General features: G+C 44.6%; 19 protein-coding genes. 6 read left to right on the top strand and 13 right to left on the bottom strand.

Annotated elements, in window-relative coordinates; translation table 11 throughout:
- Positions 1–321 precede the first annotated feature (321 nt).
- The 4 genes from OSC7112_RS18400 (at position 322) to OSC7112_RS18385 (ending at position 4796) form a co-directional block, all read left to right on the top strand.
- A complete protein-coding gene (locus tag OSC7112_RS18400; RefSeq protein ID WP_015177311.1) occupies positions 322–1446 on the top strand; it encodes a glycosyltransferase family 4 protein in 1125 nt (374 codons plus the stop codon).
- 105 nt (positions 1447–1551) lie between these two features.
- A complete protein-coding gene (locus OSC7112_RS18395; protein ID WP_015177310.1) occupies positions 1552–2922 on the top strand; it encodes a hypothetical protein in 1371 nt (456 codons plus the stop codon).
- Between the two features lie 441 nt (positions 2923–3363).
- Positions 3364–4158 (top strand): WecB/TagA/CpsF family glycosyltransferase, encoded by a 795-nt coding sequence (locus tag OSC7112_RS18390; protein WP_015177309.1) that lies wholly within the window; start codon positions 3364–3366, stop codon positions 4156–4158.
- A gap of 194 nt (positions 4159–4352) precedes the next feature.
- Positions 4353–4796 carry a DUF4079 domain-containing protein gene (locus tag OSC7112_RS18385; protein WP_015177308.1) on the top strand — a complete coding sequence of 148 codons (444 nt, stop codon included), beginning with the start codon at positions 4353–4355 and terminating at the stop codon, positions 4794–4796.
- Between the two features lie 81 nt (positions 4797–4877).
- On the opposite strand, the gene OSC7112_RS18380 is transcribed toward OSC7112_RS18385, so the two are convergent.
- From OSC7112_RS18380 to ubiG, 6 genes are all read right to left on the bottom strand, one after another.
- On the bottom strand, positions 4878–5786 hold the full coding sequence (locus OSC7112_RS18380; protein ID WP_041622612.1) for an alpha/beta fold hydrolase: 909 nt from the start codon (positions 5784–5786) through the stop codon (positions 4878–4880).
- Positions 5787–6320: 534 nt separating this feature from the next.
- Positions 6321–7058, bottom strand: a complete 738-nt coding sequence (locus OSC7112_RS18375; protein ID WP_015177306.1) for an alpha/beta fold hydrolase — start codon at positions 7056–7058, stop codon at positions 6321–6323.
- Positions 7059–7187: 129 nt separating this feature from the next.
- Complete coding sequence (gene fldA / locus OSC7112_RS18370) at positions 7188–7700, bottom strand: flavodoxin FldA (RefSeq protein WP_015177305.1); 513 nt, start codon at positions 7698–7700, stop codon at positions 7188–7190.
- A 162-nt stretch (positions 7701–7862) separates the two neighbouring features.
- Positions 7863–8189, bottom strand: a complete 327-nt coding sequence (locus OSC7112_RS18365; protein WP_015177304.1) for a cupin domain-containing protein — start codon at positions 8187–8189, stop codon at positions 7863–7865.
- 253 nt (positions 8190–8442) lie between these two features.
- A complete protein-coding gene (locus OSC7112_RS39905) occupies positions 8443–8661 on the bottom strand; it encodes a hypothetical protein (protein ID WP_190274232.1) in 219 nt (72 codons plus the stop codon).
- Positions 8662–8669: 8 nt separating this feature from the next.
- The gene (gene ubiG / locus OSC7112_RS18360; protein WP_015177303.1) at positions 8670–9515 is read right to left on the bottom strand and encodes a bifunctional 2-polyprenyl-6-hydroxyphenol methylase/3-demethylubiquinol 3-O-methyltransferase UbiG; all 846 of its coding nucleotides are present in this window, start codon (positions 9513–9515) and stop codon (positions 8670–8672) included.
- Between the two features lie 225 nt (positions 9516–9740).
- On the opposite strand from ubiG, the gene OSC7112_RS18355 reads away from it, so the two are divergent.
- On the top strand, positions 9741–10472 hold the full coding sequence (locus tag OSC7112_RS18355; protein ID WP_015177302.1) for a TIGR04283 family arsenosugar biosynthesis glycosyltransferase: 732 nt from the start codon (positions 9741–9743) through the stop codon (positions 10470–10472).
- Positions 10473–10486: 14 nt separating this feature from the next.
- Here the strand turns inward: OSC7112_RS18355 and OSC7112_RS18350 are convergent, their stop codons facing one another.
- The 7 genes from OSC7112_RS18350 to OSC7112_RS18325 all read right to left on the bottom strand — a co-directional run bounded on the left by OSC7112_RS18350 (position 10487) and on the right by OSC7112_RS18325 (position 16824).
- Entirely contained in the window at positions 10487–11539 is a 1053-nt protein-coding gene (locus OSC7112_RS18350; RefSeq protein WP_015177301.1) for an acyltransferase, read from the bottom strand.
- A 239-nt stretch (positions 11540–11778) separates the two neighbouring features.
- Positions 11779–12465: a hypothetical protein gene (locus OSC7112_RS18345; protein ID WP_015177300.1), complete on the bottom strand. Its 687-nt coding sequence runs from the start codon at positions 12463–12465 to the stop codon at positions 11779–11781.
- On the bottom strand, positions 12348–12926 hold the full coding sequence (gene coaD / locus OSC7112_RS35920) for a pantetheine-phosphate adenylyltransferase (protein WP_071883994.1): 579 nt from the start codon (positions 12924–12926) through the stop codon (positions 12348–12350). Before coaD ends, OSC7112_RS18345 begins: the two co-directional genes overlap by 118 nt.
- 152 nt (positions 12927–13078) lie before the next feature.
- On the bottom strand, positions 13079–13915 hold the full coding sequence (locus OSC7112_RS18340) for a M15 family metallopeptidase (protein WP_015177299.1): 837 nt from the start codon (positions 13913–13915) through the stop codon (positions 13079–13081).
- Between the two features lie 225 nt (positions 13916–14140).
- On the bottom strand, positions 14141–14323 hold the full coding sequence (locus OSC7112_RS18335; RefSeq protein ID WP_015177298.1) for a helix-turn-helix domain-containing protein: 183 nt from the start codon (positions 14321–14323) through the stop codon (positions 14141–14143).
- 36 nt (positions 14324–14359) lie between these two features.
- Positions 14360–14608, bottom strand: coding sequence for a hypothetical protein (locus OSC7112_RS18330; RefSeq protein ID WP_223300641.1), 249 nt, complete (start codon positions 14606–14608; stop codon positions 14360–14362).
- Between the two features lie 122 nt (positions 14609–14730).
- A complete protein-coding gene (locus OSC7112_RS18325) occupies positions 14731–16824 on the bottom strand; it encodes a tetratricopeptide repeat protein (protein WP_015177297.1) in 2094 nt (697 codons plus the stop codon).
- A 269-nt stretch (positions 16825–17093) separates the two neighbouring features.
- Here OSC7112_RS18325 and typA point away from each other — a divergent pair, with 269 nt between their 5' ends.
- Entirely contained in the window at positions 17094–18884 is a 1791-nt protein-coding gene (gene typA, locus OSC7112_RS18320) for a translational GTPase TypA (protein ID WP_015177296.1), read from the top strand.
- The last annotated feature ends 379 nt before the right edge of the window (positions 18885–19263 follow it).

The following is a 19263-nucleotide window of genomic DNA, read 5'->3' as shown; positions in this document are numbered from 1 at the left end:
TAGCTAGCAGTCTAGAGGCGAATTCTGACCGCGCCGACGAGGGAATACTGGTTATAAATTGATCTGCCCAAATCTGAACCAGAGTGCAACGGAGGTTTTAAGGCTGGCTCCGTTACAGGTTAAACTTGTCTTGTCATCAAACATCTCCCGATTTGTAATTGGGAAAAGTCCCTGCCCACAAAGTAAGATCGGCTCTACTATCGAGTTACGATCGCCTCCAGCAAAGAGCCGCACCGCGCAGAAAAGCTAAACAGAGGCTGGTAAGTGCGAACTTGCTGTTATGGAGGAGTTTTAACCAGTATCCATCTTCCGTATCTATTCATGAAAATTACTTTTGTCCTTCCTAACCTGAGTCTTACAGGTGGTATGAGGGTGTTATCTATCTACACAGAACTGCTGCAAAAGCGAGGACACAAAATATTTATCGTCTCTACGCCCGTGTCGCAACCGACTTTGATCGAACAATTGCGATCGCTGCTCAGAGGTAGGGGTTGGCAGTCCGCTCCCAAGACACCAAAGTCTCACTTTGATAAAGTGGATGTCGAAATTCGAGTTCTCGAAACCTACCGTCCAATTACCGACCTTGACGTACCTGATGCCGATATTGTCATGGCTACTTGGTGGGAAACTGCCGAGTGGGTGGCCAAACTCTCCCCCAGCAAAGGAACGAAAGTATATTTTCTCCAACATTATGAGGCTTTTGACTACATACCAAAAGGTCGAGTAGAGGCAACTTGGCGGCTGCCGATGCACAAAATCGCTGTGGCCCAGTGGCTGGCCGACATAGCTCGGAATGAATACGGCGATTTGTCTGTATCTCTCGTCCCTCCTACGGTGGACACCAAACAGTTTTACGACCCCCACTCGCGATCGAAGCAGCCGCGAGGCAAGCAATTAGTTCCCACAGTCGGGATGTACTATACTACAACTCCTTGGAAAGGCTGCGATATTGCCCTGAAAGCTTTCTCTATAGCTGCTAAAAAAATTCCTAACCTTCGTTTAGTTGCCTTTGGTGGCGGGGGCGATACTCCTGCTCCCAATGTGCTGCCTGATGGTACTGAGTATAATAAGGAACCTGCTCAAGACCAACTAAAAGAATTTTACAGCAAATGCGATGCTTGGCTGTTTGCCAGCAGATCCGAAGGCTTTGGCTTGCCAATTATCGAAGCTATGGCTTGTGGCACTCCAGTCATCGGCACTCCAGCAGGTGCGGCTCCGGAACTACTTGCTGGCGGGGGTGGCATACTTGTCAAGCCAGAAGACCCAGAGGATATGGCAAAAGCGATCGAGCAGATTTGTCAGTTGCCTGATGCCGAATGGCGCGCCATGTCAGAGACTGCTTTGGAGACGGTGATCAATTATACTTGGGAGGATGCAACTAATCTCTTCGAGGCGGCACTGTACGCTGCTTTGGAACGTCAGGCACAATTAACGAACAAGACATAAAATTGAGGTGGATTTAAAAGATTGGGGTGGGGCGATCGTTTAAGTGAGAATTTTTATCCGGCAATTTGAGTTGTCTTTCTACAATTTTACTGCCAAAAAAGACCTATGGTTGCATTAATCCCACTCGCTATGTTCGGCTTGATTCCAGCCGTTTTTTACCTGTTTGTGAGGTTTCCGGCTCAGCGGGCGGTAATTATAAGTTTTGTGGCAGCGTGGCTGTTTTTACCGCAAGCTTCTTATCCCATCCCCTCATTGCCACCGTATACCAAAATCACCGCAGCTTGCTACGGCATTTTGCTGGGGACTCTTATCTACGATACTCCGCGCCTCACCTCTTTTAAGCCCGGTTGGCTGGACGTGCCAATGCTAATTTACTGTTTGTGTCCAATTGTTTCACAAGTTAGTAATGGCGGCAGCCCGATTTCTCCGACTGTCAACCAAATCGTTACTTGGGGTCTGCCTTATTTGTTAGGACGCTTGTATGTGGGTAATTTAGACGGGCTGCGACAATTGGCGATCGGGGTTTTTGCTGGTGGGTTAGCCTACATTCCTTTTACTTTAATTGAAGGTGTTAAGGGCCCAATTCTGCACCAAATGATTTACGGCGTCAATGCCTTTGAGGACTGGGGTCAAGCAAGGCGTTTGGGGGGGTGGAGACCGGTAGTATTTATGCAGCACGGTTTGATGGTGGGCGTGTGGATGATGACAGCCGCCTTAGTCGGAGTTTGGCTTTGGCAAACTGGGGCGATCAAAAAGTTTATGGGCCGCAACATCAAGACTTTAGCAATTATATTAACTATCGCTTTTTTCTTGTGCCGTTCTACTGGCGCATACAGTTTATTTGTAATGGGGTTACTCGTATTATTCTCGGCCAAGTGGTTTCGCACCTCTTTGCCCCTGCTATTTATAATTGGATATATAGTGTTTTATCTGTACATGGCTGTATCGGGTCAATTTTCGAGCAAAGACGTGATTGATTTTATCACTCAAATATTTGGCGAAGAACGAGCCGCCTCTCTGAAGTTTAGATTTGACAATGAAGAGATATTGGGGGAAAAAGCGCGGCAAAGATTTCTTTTTGGCTGGGGGGATTCCGGCGGAAACCGCGTGTACGACGCGTACGGTAAAGATATCTCGGTCACCGACAGCTTATGGATTATTGCCTTTGGCATCAACGGTGCAGTCGGTTTAGTTAGTTTATTTTCTTCATTGTTACTTCCTGTTATCGTCTTTTGCGTGTTCAAGTATCCCGCCAGAACTTGGTCTAATCCCAAAGTAGCGCCTGCTGCCGCCCTGGGAGTAGCCTTAACTATGTACGTGTTTGACTGTGTTTTGAACGCTATGACTAACCCGATTTTTGCGATGATTGCTGGAGGAATATCGGGTCTGGTCTTAAAAGCTCCAGAAAGTCTTAAGGCCAAGAAAACCAGTTTGCCACCAAGAAGACAGTCGCTGGTTCACCAAAAATCAGGATGATTTTCACGAAGGCGATCGCTGCTTCACTTCAAGCTTGAAAATATCTTGCCTTCCCTAAAGACAAAAACTACAAAATATACCATTTTTGCATGAAATCCAGTTCGGAAGTTGCGAGATATTTCTCACTAGGCTAAAATTTTAATCTCATCAACTCTTGTTTACATTCATTTGCCCTGCTTCAACAAGTATTAGCCGGGATGGCTTTTTTAGTGAAACTGTGTTGCGAGTTGTAAACTTAAAAATTGGCTTTATACACTTTTTATAAAACGAGATCATTCTTTACATAATCTTTAAAAATCCTGACTATACAGGTAGGGTCTAGGAGGATATACTGAGAAAAGTATGTTCATAGAAGCGCCCACTTAGTTAAAACACGAAATTGTATTGTGGGTTATAATAGTTTGAGTTGTAGTTTAATATAAACCGGGAAGGGCATAATCAATGAAAACAGTTAATTTATTGAATGTCTCGATAGATAACTTCTCAATAACAGAGTTGTTTGAAAAACTCGACGGCGAAGGTGGTGTCGTATTTACACCCAATGTAGACCACTTGATTAAATTACAGTATGACCGCGACTTCTATGATGCTTACAATACATCTACTTATAGAGTCTGCGACAGTCAAATATTGATGTATGCTTCCAAGTTTTTGGGTACTCCTCTCAAAGAAAAGATTTCAGGTTCGGATTTGTTCCCGGCATTTTATATGTATCACAAAGATAACGAGAAGATTAAAATATTTTTGCTAGGAGCTGCTGAAGGTATTGCTAAGAAAGCCCAGGAAAAAATTAACCAAAAAATTGGTAGAGAAATAGTGGTTGAAGCACTTTCTCCTTCTTTTGGCTTTGAAAAAAATGAGGAAGAATGTGAAACAATAATTGACGCGATCAATAAATCAGGAGCGACAGTTCTGGCCATAGGAGTGGGAGCGCCCAAGCAAGAGAAGTGGCTGGTTAAATACAGGAGCAAATTAACACACGTCAAAATTTTTTTAGCAGTAGGTGCAACCATTGATTTTGAAGCGGGCTGCAAAGCCAGAGCTCCCAAATGGATGAGCGAAGTCGGCATAGAATGGGCGTACCGACTGTTAAGTGAACCGAGAAGGTTGTGGAAAAGATATTTGATTGAAGGTCTGCCTTTTTTCCGATTAATCTTAGAACAAAAATTAGGGTTTTATAAAATGCCTTTCATGGAGAGCAAAACCAGCCAGCTAGAATGGAAAGGTGGCTCCTAAAAAGGTTAGCCACAAATCTCCAGCGTCAATTAAGCTGAGTATCGGAGAAAGTGGGTTTGACTTCAAGGTAAGACTGATGCAATCTGTGGATAGTCCGATCGCACTTTCTCTCAAAATTATTCTTGTTTGCTTTCAAGTCCAGGTAAAATCGGAGTAATACCTTTGTTGCAAATCCCTAATCAGGGGTTTAAATCATGAATCTGCCTTCTTTTTTGTGGTTGTGGAAAATAGCGGCTTGGTCAATGGGTGTTTCCCTGTTAGCTTACCTGTTGCTGGCCGTTACTGGAACCTGGATGTTTGCCGCCCGCAGTACCAAACAGCAGCGCCCAAAGTGGCTGCGTCCCTTTCATTTGGGGACTGGTGCGGGGATGGCAACTTTGGTAATTTTACTGCTGGGAATTGGTGTAGTCGGTACGCTGGGATACTACGGCAATTTGGGTCACTCGGCTCATTTACCGGCAGGATTAGCTGTTGTTGCTTTGGTATTGGTTTCTGTTGGAAGCGGGCTGCAAATTGGCCCTAAACAGCCTTGGGCGCGTCCCCTCCACATCGGCACTAATTTGGCTTTGTTTGGGGGATTTGTGACTGTGTTGCTCACAGGATGGACGATCGTACAAAAGTATTTGCCGAAAGTTTGAAACCTGTCTATTTAACCTCAAACTCTACCAAATTTGCCAGGGAAACCATATATGTCAGGTGCGCCACAGCGCACCCTAGGTTTAATTTTTTTGCGTGAGTACGCTTTTTGTGATGAATTCTAAAATATGCTGCGCGGCAATCTGTGGCTTTTCTAAGTGGGGAACGTGCCCGCAGTCTGATATCCAAATTAGTTGAGAATTTGCGATCGCCCTTGCAAACTTTTCCGCATCCGCCGTCCCCAAAATCCGGTCTTGTTTTCCCCACAAAATCAGCGTCTGCTGCTGAATTTGCGATAATTTTTCCCCAAAACCACCGTAACCGCCACTTTTGGTAAACGCAATTAAAGCTTGATTCCAGTTAGGCATTTCCAAGTGCAAAGCAGCACAAGTTTGAGCGTCAACAGAAGCCAAATTTTTATCGAAATAAGCATTGACACTAATTCGCTGGCGAATTTTTGGATTGCGTAAAAATGAAGTTGCCAGATACCCTAAAGGAGGAATTAAAAACTTTCCCTTATTAGAACTGATGGCAAAACCTGCGCTATCTATTAACACTAATTGTTTTACAGCTTCGGGATAATTGAGAGTGAAATCAATTGCTGCTGCACCTCCCATTGAAGCGCCCACTAAGATTACAGGCTGCGAAATTAGCGTTTTCCAGAAATAGTAGAGGTGACTTTCAATTGCCCTCGCGCTGAATGCCAAACCTGCCGATCTTTCTGTAAACCCGAAACCCAACAAATCAACCGCCCAAGTTTCATTTTCGGCAGCTAGCAGCGGCAACAGGCGGCGGAATTCAAACAAGGAACTGTCGAAGCCGTGAAGTAGCAAAATCGGTGTTTTGCCGCTGCCTTGGCGCACGTAGGTTGTGGCAATTGGCTCAGAAGATAGGGGAGTTGTAATTGCCTCCCGTTGAATGCTTTGGGCTAAGGCTATTGAGGTAGATTCTGTGAGTTGTGCGATCGATTTTGGCAGAAAACTTGCTGGCATAATTCTTGATAAATTGTGAATCGGTAGGGGCGATGCCACTTTGTCCGCCCTAACATTTAAGTATATAGGCTTGCTCGATCGCTATTTGAGGAGTTGGGGCGAGTCATTAAAATTCGATCGATACTTAGTATCCCTCTGCCCAGCCCAAGCCTGAGTTTCTTAACCTGATGTTAAAATATTTTATAATCCTTGCCAATCATTCCTGTTTAATACACTATCACCTTCCTCTGCGTCAAGAGCACCTCTGCTGTTTTTTCACAAAAACTCATTAATAAATCCAATAAAATTAGCATACTCTTTACTCAAACATCTTAATATAAGTTCAACATTTTTTACAAATATTCTAAAATCTCCAAAAGATACTGATGATAACTCAAACTCCATTCCTCAAAACTATACAAACTAAAATTGGCGGGAAAAACTGGGCAACTGCGCCAAAACAGTATAAGCAGGTTTGAAAAAATTGCCCGGAATTACCGACATTAATGTAGTATTTACACATAAAGTTTCGGTATAAAAAATAGCAAATGCGACCTAAAATTTATAATTTATAATTACTTGGCGGCTGGGTATAGATAGCCAAAAATTAAGTATTTCTTCGCCGACTTGTTCTGGATAGAAGTGGTGAAAGAAATGCCTACCGTCTTGACACTCCCAAAGCCGATCGCCTTTTTTAAGAAATTTCGACCAGCGACGCATGACAACAGGAGATACCAGAAAATCTGTTTTGCTGCTGCATATTAACAAAGGTACTTCTACACCTTGCTCGCGGGGATTACTAATCCTAAATAAGGAGTGAGGACAAGGAGAAAAGGCTAAGTCATCCTCAAAATATGATATGAATTTTTGATTGATAATTTTATTTTGGCATCCCAGCATATCGCATACTATTTGATTCAAAACTTGTTTGCGGCTCCAGGGAAAAGCTGAAAGATACGTATAGTAATGTGCTTGCCAATTAATAGCAGATGGCACACCGACAGATAAAAGCCCCAAAGAACTTACTTTGTGAGGATAGCGGCGCGCATACATTAAACCAACTAATCCGCTGGTACTGTGGCCTATTAGATGAATTGGGCGATCGCGCCCTGTTAAAAACTCGTGCAAAAGTTCAACTGCCATATCTAAAGAACAAGCTTCATCTTCAGTTTGTTGGTATTCCCATATTTGCACTGGTACAGAATCATTTAAGTAGGAAAGCAGCGATCGATCGAAGAATTGCAAACTGGGACTTACACTTAACCAAAGTACGTCATCTGAACTAAATTTCATCTATTTTAAGTTTGAGAGCGAGTTGTTAACAATAATAATTTATCTGCTAGATTTTCGGGGCGGGTTGAGTCCGTAATTTTGATTGCCTAAAATTATCTAATTACAAAACTCACCCTGCTACCGTTCAGTCTACAAGCTAAATTCTTTCTTGAGTTGAGATACCCAAGATTTGATGCGCGATTCCGTCCGATCTGATTGGTTGTCTTCATCAATAGCAAGACCCAAAAACTTGCCATTAACGACGGCTTTAGATTCATTAAAATCATAGCCCTCTATCGGCCAATAACCGACTGTTTCGCCGCCCTGTTCGGAAATTTTTTCAGCCAGAATCCCCATGGCATCCATAAAATTATCCGGGTAGCCTTCTTGGTCGCCAGTTCCCACATAAGCTACTTTTTTGCCGCTAAAATCAATATCATCTAGTTCGGTAAAAAAGCCTTCCCAGTCGCTTTGCAGTTCGCCGATATTCCAAGTCGGACAAGCGATAATCAGACATTCGTATTCGGCAAAATCATCATTTTCAACGCTGCCGATCTCGTGCAAGGTTACGATATTGCCGCCAAATTCATCCCGAATCATTTCAGCTACCGACTCTGTTTTCCCAGTTGTAGTTCCGTAGAAAAGACCAATTGCTTTTGACATTTTTACTCCGAAGGTGAAACTTGACAGTGTTTAAAATTTATTTGTTTTGAGTCAGGATTTGGCATTTCCTGCCTGCAATTCAGACAAAAACAGTAGACACGGTTGTGGCAAACCTGAGAAATCAGGGAGTCAAGGCAGCAAGGACACTGTTTTTTCATCGGGTTAAAGTTGAAAATTCATCAACCAAGCTGACTCGCTGATATCGGGGTCTGGTTCGCAGTCAATTAGTAACAAATTCAGGGTCGTTTGTACTTTTAGACTGCGCGGGATGCCGGCGGGTATAAACACAAATACTCCCGGTTTTAAAGTGACTGTTCGATCGCACACCGTGAGAGTCGCCACTCCTTCTAAGACGGCGAGGGTTACATCTTTGGAGTTATCGAGGTCAGGTATTTCGGAATTTTTACCCAAACTCATCAGTTTTTGGCTGTCGGCGGGTTGTCCGTCGCTGATTCGATCGGCGGATGCGGAAACTATTGCTGCTGTCACGGTGATTGACCTCCAGGTACTGTTAACTTCCGGCACTTATTGCAATTTATATTCAATAAGCTACCATGCAATTTAGAGAAATTGTCAAGAGTTAATCATTAAGATTTGTTACAAAAGGCGGTCAACCTAGGTTGAAACTCAGCACAAGCAGCCCCAAATTCACAATGGGCGGTGTTTTTGGACGATCGGACAGCGCGGTGCCGGGGCTTAACCTCAAAAATAGTTAGTAATTATTTGCAATTAGTTTTTAAAATTACATTTGTAGTGCGATCGCCAATATAGCAATTCTCAATTGCCCGCAATAAGGATACGGCGTCGTGCCGTGTCTCCACGGAATATCTGTATGCACTCCACAGGATAAGGTGTACCGCGGCCTGCGTACCCTAAAAAATGCAATAGAGGCGGGTTTTAGCCGGATTTGTCGATCGCCAAAATCCGTCTCCCACTCGCCCCTAATGACAACAGTTAACAATTAACTGACTAATTCTTCGCCCCAACGCCAACATACATAATCGACGTATCCTCATTGATTTGGATTTTAAACAACCCAGACTTTTTGTAATCAAAATAGTTAGCTATATTAGAAATTAGCACTTGAGAAACTTGTTGGAAACTTTTCCTTGAAGGAAATAGCTGCTTTCCACTTGTAAAATTCCCCCAAAAACCGTGCATCTGGGCTAAAATAGCGCCCATTTCTCCAAACATATCAAAACCTTTGATTTCAATATTTCCAAAACCCGTATCGCGCATTACCGCAGACAGTTCCTCCGGGGTAATAAACTTGTCCCAATCGTGAACGCCCCGCTTAATTTCCTGCAATGTATTTTCCATCAGTCCAATCATCACAATTTGCGAGGAAAAAGTTCGGTTGATGGTATCGAAAAAGAACAGTCCCCCAGGCTTGAGAATCCTGTGAACCTCAGACACAACTTTTTTGTAATCGGCCACGTGTTCCAAAACATCCACGCAGATTACAACATCAAAGGTATTGTCATCGTAGGGCATATTTTCGGCAAAACCTTGCCTGTAGTCAATCTCAAAACCGCTGGTAACTGCGTGATTTTGAGCTGCTACAATACATTTCTCCGATCGATCTATTCCAGAAACCACAGCACCTCTCTCGGCCATAAACTCGCAAGAAAAGCCGCCGCCGCACCCGACATCTAAGGTTTTCAGCCCTTGCCAATTAGTCGCGTGTCTGTCGAAAAACTCAAATCTGGGTTTGTTTAGATGGTATAAAGCATAAATTTTAGCATTTTCGTCCCACCAATTATCAGCATTTTCGTCGTAAAATTCTAGATCGTTTTTTACTTCTGTTTTCGGCACGATTTTCTCAGTCCTGATTAGTGGAAAAAATAGATGGCGATTGCACGTTTTCTTGGTTTTATAGGACGCCAATCAACCTAATTTATGTGAAAAAACCGAGGTTTCTTTACAAGTTCGCAGGCAGACAACGGGTTTATGAATCCGCGCGCGTAAGTTTTATTTTATCGTTAGTTGTGAATCGCCACAGTTTTTTATTATAATAGATCTGGCATAAATTTCAACCAGATGGATCGCGTTTCTATTATCATCCCAGCCCTCAACGAAGCGACTTGTCTGGAACGCACCCTCCGCCAACTCAGCATCCTTAATCCTCCCGCTTGGGAAGTGTTGGTGGTAGACGGCGGCAGTCAAGACGACACAGCGGCGATCGCACTTTCCGCCGGCATCCGCGTTATTTCTAGCAGTACAGCCGGACGTTCCCTGCAAATGAACTTAGGTGCTCAAGTCGCCACCGGTGAAATTCTGTGCTTTCTCCACGCCGATACTTTAGTTCCCGACGACATTGTAGCAGTCATCCAGAAAACATTGTCCGATGCCGAAATTGTCGGCGGCGGGTTTATCTCCCTGATGGCTGGTTCGCAGCAAACAAGATGGGGTTTTTCCCTCCACAATTACCTGAAAACTTATTACGCGCCGCTGTTATTTCGACCTCATTTATTTTTCCAAGGATTGCGCCTGCTGTTTGGCGACCAAGTTATTTTTTGTCGCCGTACCGATTTTTGGGAAGGCGAGGGTTTCGATGCTGCGCTGCCAATTATGGAGGAAGCAGATTTGTGTTTGAAGTTAGTGCGACGGGGGAGACTTAAGTTAGTCAATCGGGTAGTGGAAAGTAGCGATCGTCGAGTTGCGAATTGGGGTGAATTTAAAGCTATTGCGATCTATCTTGCGATTGGTTTTTTGTGGGGTTTTGGCGTTTCCCCAAGGTATCTCAAGCAGTTTTATGAAGACATCCGCTGAAACACAAAATTTGATTAAATTCCCAAAATGTACTGCCTGTAATTATTGGGCAAAACTTTTTCCAAGAGGTAAATAATCGCCCAACAACCTAACAAAGTCCCCATAACTAAAAAGCCGAGTTTCAGCAGTGGATTTACCGGGTCAATAAACTTATAAAACACTAACAACACATATTTCACTACTGTCGAATCCAGGAGATATATAGGGAATGAGTAAGCAGCCAATATTTTGACTAACCCAGATACTCTACTGGGAAGTGCGATACTCTTAGAAAATGCGAGGATCGATAATACGAACAAAATTGCGTATCCTTGAGCAGATAGTTTAAAAAACGATCGGAGAAACCATGCCTCCGAATTAACTCCACTTATCAGGTAATATTCCCAAATGCTAGCGAGATAAACAAGGATCGTTGCCCCTAAAATTGGTATTTTTCTACGTTCTAGAACGGGTTGAAATCTGTCATAGGAAAAGCCCAAAAATAGACCAGTTGAAAATGGCAAAATCCAACTGAAAATCCAGCGCTCCATCAAAGGTAGAGGTATTGATATGTATTGGAAAGCGGTTAAGTAGAAGAAGATTGTAAAAATTGTTTGAATTGTTAAGCCCAAAGCCAAAACTTTTCTGGGTTCTAAAAATTTTAATTTCACGAGAAGCCACCACCAGCCGTAGCATTGAACAATCACAACGATGAAGTAATAGGGAGGCATCACTGAACCCGTCAAGATATCTCTGAGTAATGAAAGTAAATCAAATTTTTCGATTTCTCCCAAATTATTTAAGATGTACACAGCTACTGACCAAAACAGATAAGGGGGTAGAATTTTTGACAGTCTTTTTTTAACTACCAGTGCGGGATTATTTTGATTTTCCAGTTTGTTGGTGAGAAAAAAACCGCTCAACAGTAAAAATGCAGGTACGCAGAACAGTTGAAATGTATCGATCGCCACAAATAAAATTCTCCGATCGCGAAATGTGAAGAACCCAGCATGAGTAATCACAACACTGACGATCGCTAAAGCTCGGATCAAATCAAATTCAGCGAACCGATTAGAAACTTTTTGCATGGTAAAAATTAGATTGTAAAAATTTGAATCAAATTAGGAATTTTTTGTCCGATCAGTTTTCACCAAACTTTAGCATAAAATTTTATATTTGCTCCCTCTTCACAAAACTTATGTCGGCAAAAATAAGTCACCGAGTGCTGGGATTGAGGCATAAAGACTATAGAGACTATTCCTCAAAAAAAAATCTACCTAATTTAGGTAGATTTTTATCAAGGTTCAAGCAATGAGTTAACTGTTGGCTAACCGTTGCTGTGATGGATGTGCGACGCAGAAACACTATCTAACCGATCGCGCCCGTTGCGGATCACGCGCAGCATATCGCTGAGCTTCTGCTCGATATTATCGAGCACTTGGTCAGCATAATCGTCGGCTCCGTTTTGAATTTCCTCGCATTCAGCCATCGCCCTGACTCTCATCTCTTCCAATTCCTCTTGAGCCTGGTAGCGAATTTGTTCGACTTCCGCCAGCGTCGCCTGCTGAATTGCCTCGCAGTCGAGCAAAACTTGCTGTCGCAACTGATCTGCTTCTATCTTCGCCTGCTGGAGCAGGCCCATATCATTTAAAAGTTCTGCGGCTCGCTGTTCTGCTGCTTCTATCACTTCCTGAGCGTAAAGTTCCGCCTCTTGAAGCAAGTCGTCCTTGTGCCGGATGATCGTCTCGGCTTCCTGAAAGGCGATCGGCAAATTTAGCCTCACCAAGTCTAACTGATCGAGCAACTGTTCTTCATCCACCAGAGTGCGTCTGGTCATAGGAATTCGCGGGCTGTCGAGAACAATTTCCTCAAGCCTGTTCAATTCCCGCTGGATGTCTACTCCTGCGGTTCGGGTGGGATCTCCGAAGGCGGCTGTGTTCTGAGGTGGTTCGTTCTCAGTGCGGAGGCCGGTACTGTCGGGTTCGATGCGAGTTGGTTCCTGCTGGCGTAACATTTGTAAATATCTAGGGCGACGTGTTTCGGAACAAGATGATCTACGGAGCCACCAAACTTGGCTATTTCTTTAACTACACTACTACTTAAAAAGCTGTACTCGTTAGAAGTTGCCAAAAAAACTGTTTCAATTTCGCCCAGAAGGGTTTTATTGGTGTGGGCCATCTGGAGTTCCATTTCAAAATCTGTTAGTACCCGGAGCCCCCGCAGCAGCACTTTGGCTTGTCGAATCTTAGCATAGTTTACTGTCAAACCCTCAAAACTGTCTACTTCTACGTTTGGCAAGTGTTGGGTAGAGCGCCGGATCTGCTCGAGCCGTTCCTCTACGGTGAACAGAGGGGTTTTGCTGGGGTTTTTGACTACGGTAACAATTACCCGATCGAACAGTTTAGATCCCCGCTCGATAATGTCTGCGTGACCGAAGGTAATGGGGTCAAAGCTGCCTGGATAGATTGCAATCACGAGTTTGGCTCAACCGAGTGGGGGGGAGTGGGGGAGTGGAGGAGCGAGGGAATGGGAGAGTGGGAGAGTGGGAGAGTCTATTATCCTTCTATCCGTGTAGTGCCTTCCTTCTGACAACTGACAACTGTCAACTGTCAACTGTCAACTGACTTCTACTTATTCATGGAATGAGCTTTGTAGAAAGTTTCGAGGCTTTGCTTGTCGCCCACAAACCGCCAGTGCCAAGGCTCGTAACTGACGCCTTGGCGATTGTTTTTGGGGAAGGACATTTCAAAGCTGAAGGCTACGGCGTTAGCTTCTAACCACTTGAATGCTTGGGTATTTTCAAAACTGGGACTGAGGTTGGTATCCGGGGCGCTGCCGTCGCCGATGTCGATCGCGTAACCGGTGTGGTGTTCGCTATAACCTGGAGGGGCACTGACTTCGGCTCGCTTGCTGGCGTTTTGCCTGCGTTCGGCTTTCACGTCAAAAAATACGTGCTGTTGGTCTTCGAGAGAGCGAAAGCCGGATATGGGAGCGAAGTAGATGCCTGAAGCCGCTGCGGCGTTGGCCATTTCCTGATATTTTGCTGCTGCTGAGGTGCGGAGTTTGACACTACCGTCGGGGGTGACGCCTACCAAGTCCTTGGCTGGTGCTTCTGGGTACGGCAAGTGTCCTAGCAGGTTGTCTGGGGTTGCGGGGGCGGTGCCGGCTTTTGGGTTGGTAGCTGGACTGGCAACCGAGGGAGACGCGGAACTCACCGATGCTGGGTTTTGTTGAGTTTGTTCTGCCTGACTGGTGGCTGAGAACAAGTTAAAGTTGAGGTGCAGCCAGATGCTGACCCCACAGGCTAAGGCAGCCAAGCCTAGCAGTTTCCAAATCAGCCCTTTTTTTTTGGACTGACTCTGGCCTGCTTCTGGGTATGGATGGTCTCGCACTGCTTCTGGAATTTCGTCGGCGACAAGCTCCGAGGCTTGCGGGGGTTTTCTTGACAGACTAGCGTTATCCAAGCCAGCTCCACTCCTGCACTTCAATAAGGCTCAACGTTAAAAATTGTAGACCGATATGGGCGATCGAACAGCTACAATTGCCGCTGAGAATATATCATCTCTTTCTGACTTCGCCCCGTCCCATCCGCCAACTCTCGCATCTGTTGCTTGGGCCCACAGTCGATCGTCCTTGCGAGGTCGAACTGGTTGGCGCTGGAGGCGCTGGTTTATTTTAAGTGTAATTTGTTACAAATTGACAAAATCCAACAATTCTTCGATCGACACATCAAACGTCCCGGCCAATTTCAGCAGAGCACCGATGTCAGCCATTGCCGTACCGGGCGATCGGGCATAACTTTTAACAGTATTGTAGGATACTCCAGAGCGATCGGCTACTTCCTTCAGCGATCGGCATTCGAGGGCCGTCAAGGTCTAATTAATAGCTTAAAGCTCGATCGCCCCAAATCAAATATTACCAACTTCCGCCAATTCAGCAGCACTAACAGAATCTTTCTCTTCCCCTTTATCCCCTTCATCAACCGCAACAGTTAACTTCAATCCCAGAGCATTCAGCCAACTTGCTAAAGCATAAATTGTGGCGCTTCCATTCTGCGACAACAAAACATCTAATTTTTCCAGATGCAATGAGGCCTCTTCAGCAGACATATTTGGTTCGCCAAGAGCCTCAAATACATCTCGAAGTGCTTTTCGCATGATTCCTAATTCCAAATCTCCTTCTTCCTCCTCAAGTATCTCTGTGAGGTAGCCAGCAGAAAAATTGGGCTCTTTGATTCTAAGGACTACAAGCCTTGACGGAGCTAAGGAGATTGAATCTACTAATATCCATGAGTATCCAAATACTCTTCAAAAGTCTCGTCTGTATCGTCGGCATCGTAGCCGAAAACAGCCTCCCTTGCCGCTCTATACGCTTGATAGTCCTCGAATCTCTCGCCCTCGCGACGATCGTACACATCTACGTCCCTACAGCTTTCCAAATCTAATGCCCTTTGCGATCTAGAGGGTTTCACGGCGCGAACCTTTCCCTTTGACAACTGCTCCAAAATTTTACCTACAGAGAGCCGCCAAGGATTCATTTCATTAGCTTGCCTCAGACACTCGATCGCATCTGCTGTTCTGTTCAACTTCGCCACAGCAAATGCTTCTCCAATCAGAAATATATCTTTTTGTTTTTCCTGTTTTAGTTCCTGAAATACTTGATTGGCCAAGTCTAATTTACCCGCTGCCAAAAAAGAGCAACCCATTAAAAACTTAGAAGTTGTTTGATCTACATTTCCTTTGTCCTTTAGCGCTTCTTGTAATTCTTTTTCTGCTTGCTCCGCTCTACCTGATAATATTAATGCCAGAGATAAAGTATGAATTACATAGGAGTCTAATTTTCTATTTCGGTACTTTTCAATAATTTGAATAGCCTTTGCATACTCTTCTTTGGTGATGTAAAGTCTTGCCAGCCTTTCAGCGATATAATCTTTTTTTTGCCTTGGCTTTTCCTGAGAACGAGGCAAGTTGAGCGACTGAACTAAATACTTTTCCGCGTGGTCGCGATAATCAATAGCTTCTGGTTTGTCTGACTGACCGTAACCGCTCAAAATCCAGTATTGAACAAATGCCGTTTTCCCGAGAGAATACAACTTATCAACACCCTCACAGACACCATTTATTGTAGTTGTGGGAGATTCACCCTCCGGCCTGTCATATTCCCAACACTTATAGAAATATCGCCACGCATTGTTGGCATTTTCTAAATCTTTGGGAACGTAAGTAATACAATCTTCCTCACGAATATTGTGACGCAATCTCAATGCAAAAACTGCTCGATCCCACTCATTGACAATCATTTGATAGTAGGTAGATCCGATGCTGTATAGCGACTTGATATATTCTTTGCGACAACGGCTGCGCTCTCGGTTTTGCTGTGGATTGCTAGGATCTAGTGATTCCCAAATTTGGAGAGCTTTCTCGAAAGACTCAATTCCTTCTAGACGTTTTTGTTTTGCAAGTTCTAAATTTCGCTCTTTCCAATAGGTGTTAGGTAGGACTTCTGCAAGTAAATACCCCTTTCGGTAGTGGTCTTTGATGCGATTAGGAGCTAAAGAAATTGCCATATCGTAGTATTCGATCGCTCGCTCTGCCTCTTGTCGAAGTTTTCCATCACGCCTATTTCTAGGTGTTTTTAGTTCCATCGCATTCTGATAGTGTAAATATGCTAAATTTGCTAAATAAGTAGGATTATTCGGCATTAATTCGACACACCGCTGGCGCAACATTTCCGCTTCACGGCGATACTTACTCTTGCAATTTAAAAATTCAGTTTTTTCTGGATCTTTTCTAGGAATATCTTCTACCGAAACCTCGGCTAGCTTCCCACAGGCAAATCCGACTTCGCTCAAGATTTCGGCATCTGTCCATAGCGGGTGCTGATTGAGACCATCTAGGGGGGGTAACTTGTTATATATACTCCCCCAATCACTTCGAGTTTTCAACAAGTTAATTTCATTTTTTATAGTTAAATTCCCGGGGTTTGGTAGTTTCATTACAGCTCTCATTTGTTCGCTATCTAGCACACAGCAGAAAGGTAAATAAGCACCTTTTTCGATCGCTCCTTCCCCGATCATTTGTCCCCGGAGACGTTGGTAAAAATCCCCCGAGGAAATATTTAGATCCGATACAATAGAAAACCGAATGATTATTTGCGTCGCTGTTTTATCAAGCGAACTCACTCTGAGTTGTTTAGCTTTCCGAATATTGTCCTCTTTTTTGAAATAAATACCTATTACATCTTCTATAGAGTCAAGAGTTAGATCGAGGAAATTAGGAAACAACGCTACTATTTCATCTAAAGATCGGCCTTGATAGGTGATTTGGCCTTGTTGAAACAGCGACTCGTTAGCCCTGGTGATAATTGTTACCACTTTATTTAACTCCTACACAATAGAAAGACCCTGCTCAGCTCAAGTTAAATGCTCTATATATCAGCGTGTAAGCTCTATGGCGATGCCGAGCGGCCTCCGCCGCCATTGGCATACACTGGTATTTATTATACCTAAGCTCGACCAAATGTCAAAGTCAGTAAGTCGGGCAAGATGCCAATCTTAAAGCCGCGCCCGATCGCCCCTTGACTTCATGCGCTACAATTATTAAGAAATCTTTAGTTAAATCCGTTTAACGTCCCAGACGCATTATGAGTCTTCCCATTCGCAACGTCGCCATCATAGCTCACGTAGATCACGGCAAAACCACCCTTGTAGACGCCCTCCTCAGACAGTCCGGAATCTTCCGCGAAGGGGAAGAAATCCCAGATTGCGTCATGGACTCCAACGATATCGAGCGCGAGCGCGGCATTACCATCCTGTCCAAAAATACCGCTGTCAGGTACGGAGAAACCCTGATCAACATCGTCGATACCCCCGGACACGCGGACTTTGGGGGCGAAGTAGAACGAGTTCTCGGCATGGTTGACGGCTGTCTCCTGATCGTAGACGCCAACGAAGGGCCGATGCCGCAAACCCGCTTCGTGCTCAAAAAAGCCCTAGAAAAAGGACTGCGCCCGATCGTCTTTGTGAATAAGATCGATCGACCCCAAGCAGACCCCCACAAAGCTATTGACAAAGTTTTAGACTTGTTCTTAGAACTCGGCGCCGACGACGATCAATGCGAATTCCCCTATCTTTTCGGTTCCGGACTCAACGGTACTGCTAAAAAAACTTTGGACGAGGAAGCAGTGGACATGAAACCGCTGTTTGAAGAAATCCTAGACCACGTACCGCCCCCCGTAGGCGACCCCAACAAACCGCTGCAACTGCAAGTTACCACCTTGGATTATTCCGAATACGTGGGTCGCATTGTCATCGGCCGCATCCACAACGGCACAATTAGAGTCGGCCAACAAGCAGTCTTAATCACAGAAAGCGGCGCGCTTGTCAAATCAAAAATCAGCAAATTGATGGGCTTTGAAGGGCTGAAACGGATTGATATCCAAGAATCTTCGGCTGGTAATATTGTCGCGGTTGCCGGTTTTGCTGATGCGTATATTGGCGAGACAATTACTTGTCCGAACGACCCGCAAGCGCTGCCTTTAATCAAGGTAGACGAACCGACTTTGCAGATGACTTTCTCGGTGAACGATTCGCCGTTCTGCGGTCAAGAAGGAAGTTTGGTGACATCTCGGCAAATTCGCGATCGACTGATGCGAGAACTCGAAACAAACGTCGCCTTGCGCGTCGAAGAAACCGACTCTCCCGACAAATTCCTCGTATCAGGTCGCGGCGAACTTCACCTCGGCATCCTGATCGAAAATATGCGCCGCGAAGGATACGAATTCCAAGTATCCCAGCCGCAAGTAATCTACCGCGAAGTCGGCGGTACTCCGTGCGAACCCTATGAATGTTTGGTATTAGACGTACCCGAAGAAGCAGTCGGCGGCTGCATCGAACGCCTCGGTCAGCGCAAAGCAGAAATGCAAGATATGCACGTCAGCAGCACCGGCCGCACGCAAGTAGAATTTTCAGTTCCCGCCCGCGGTTTGATCGGGTTCCGAGGCGAGTTTATGCGCTTGACTCGCGGCGCTGGAATTATGAATCACAGCTTCCTGGATTATCGCCCCCTCAGCGGAGAAATTGTCGCCCGCCGCAACGGAGTATTGATTTCTTTTGAAGAAGGAACAGCCACCTACTATTCACTGCAAAATGCTGAAGACCGAGGCGTATTTTTCATTACCCCCGGTACCAAGGTTTACAGAGGAATGATTATCGGAGAAAGCAACCGAAATCAAGATATGGAGTTGAATATTTGCAAGTCGAAGCAGTTGACAAACCACCGCGCCTCTGGCGGTGAAGAATTGGTGCAATTGCAAGCGCCGATCGACATGAGTTTGGAGCGCGCTTTGGAGTACATCGGCCAGGATGAATTGGTGGAAGTAACACCGAAATCAATTCGCTTGCGGAAGGTTTCTAAGAAGTTGGTCAAACGCTAAAACAACTTGTAGGGTGCACAACGCGCACCTTACTGGTGAAACGCTAAAAAAAATTGTAGGGTGCGTAAGGCGCACCTTACGTTTTATCGGCAGTAAAAACCTGCCAGAACTTAACAAGTTATATATTATCCAATTGTGTTTTGGTTTTTTTACTTAATTCTCGACTGAGAAACTGATATTTATCAGTAAATGTTTCCCCCACAGCCTTTAAACACCTTGCAAATAAGGTTCTTAGAGAAGCACAAGTATTCGGATTAGATAAAACCTTTTCAACATTAAGCGGATCGGGAATTTGATCGCCGTTTTCCTTTTCCTTAAATCCAGAATATATGTGTTTTAGTTCACCTTTGGGATGGCTAATAGTTTTATTTAATTATTT

Source organism: Oscillatoria nigro-viridis PCC 7112 (assembly GCF_000317475.1).
Classification (GTDB): Bacteria; Cyanobacteriota; Cyanobacteriia; order Cyanobacteriales; family Microcoleaceae; genus Microcoleus; species Microcoleus nigroviridis.
This window is presented reverse-complemented; position numbering and strand designations above follow the sequence as displayed.

Excerpts from the sequence above, each read along its gene's own strand:
- OSC7112_RS18350 (WP_015177301.1), bottom strand. The coding sequence starts at position 11,539 with ATGCAAAAAGTTTCTAATCGGTTCGCTGAATTTGATTTGATCCGAGCT.
- OSC7112_RS18375 (WP_015177306.1), bottom strand. The coding sequence starts at position 7,058 with ATGAAATTTAGTTCAGATGACGTACTTTGGTTAAGTGTAAGTCCCAGT.
- typA (WP_015177296.1), top strand. The coding sequence starts at position 17,094 with ATGAGTCTTCCCATTCGCAACGTCGCCATCATAGCTCACGTAGATCAC.
- fldA (WP_015177305.1), bottom strand. The coding sequence starts at position 7,700 with ATGTCAAAAGCAATTGGTCTTTTCTACGGAACTACAACTGGGAAAACA.
- OSC7112_RS18400 (WP_015177311.1), top strand. The coding sequence starts at position 322 with ATGAAAATTACTTTTGTCCTTCCTAACCTGAGTCTTACAGGTGGTATG.
- OSC7112_RS18390 (WP_015177309.1), top strand. The coding sequence starts at position 3,364 with ATGAAAACAGTTAATTTATTGAATGTCTCGATAGATAACTTCTCAATA.
- OSC7112_RS18380 (WP_041622612.1), bottom strand. The coding sequence starts at position 5,786 with ATGCCAGCAAGTTTTCTGCCAAAATCGATCGCACAACTCACAGAATCT.
- OSC7112_RS18395 (WP_015177310.1), top strand. The coding sequence starts at position 1,552 with ATGGTTGCATTAATCCCACTCGCTATGTTCGGCTTGATTCCAGCCGTT.
- OSC7112_RS18385 (WP_015177308.1), top strand. The coding sequence starts at position 4,353 with ATGAATCTGCCTTCTTTTTTGTGGTTGTGGAAAATAGCGGCTTGGTCA.
- OSC7112_RS18355 (WP_015177302.1), top strand. The coding sequence starts at position 9,741 with ATGGATCGCGTTTCTATTATCATCCCAGCCCTCAACGAAGCGACTTGT.
- OSC7112_RS18345 (WP_015177300.1), bottom strand. The coding sequence starts at position 12,465 with ATGTTACGCCAGCAGGAACCAACTCGCATCGAACCCGACAGTACCGGC.
- OSC7112_RS18330 (WP_223300641.1), bottom strand. The coding sequence starts at position 14,608 with ATGCGAAAAGCACTTCGAGATGTATTTGAGGCTCTTGGCGAACCAAAT.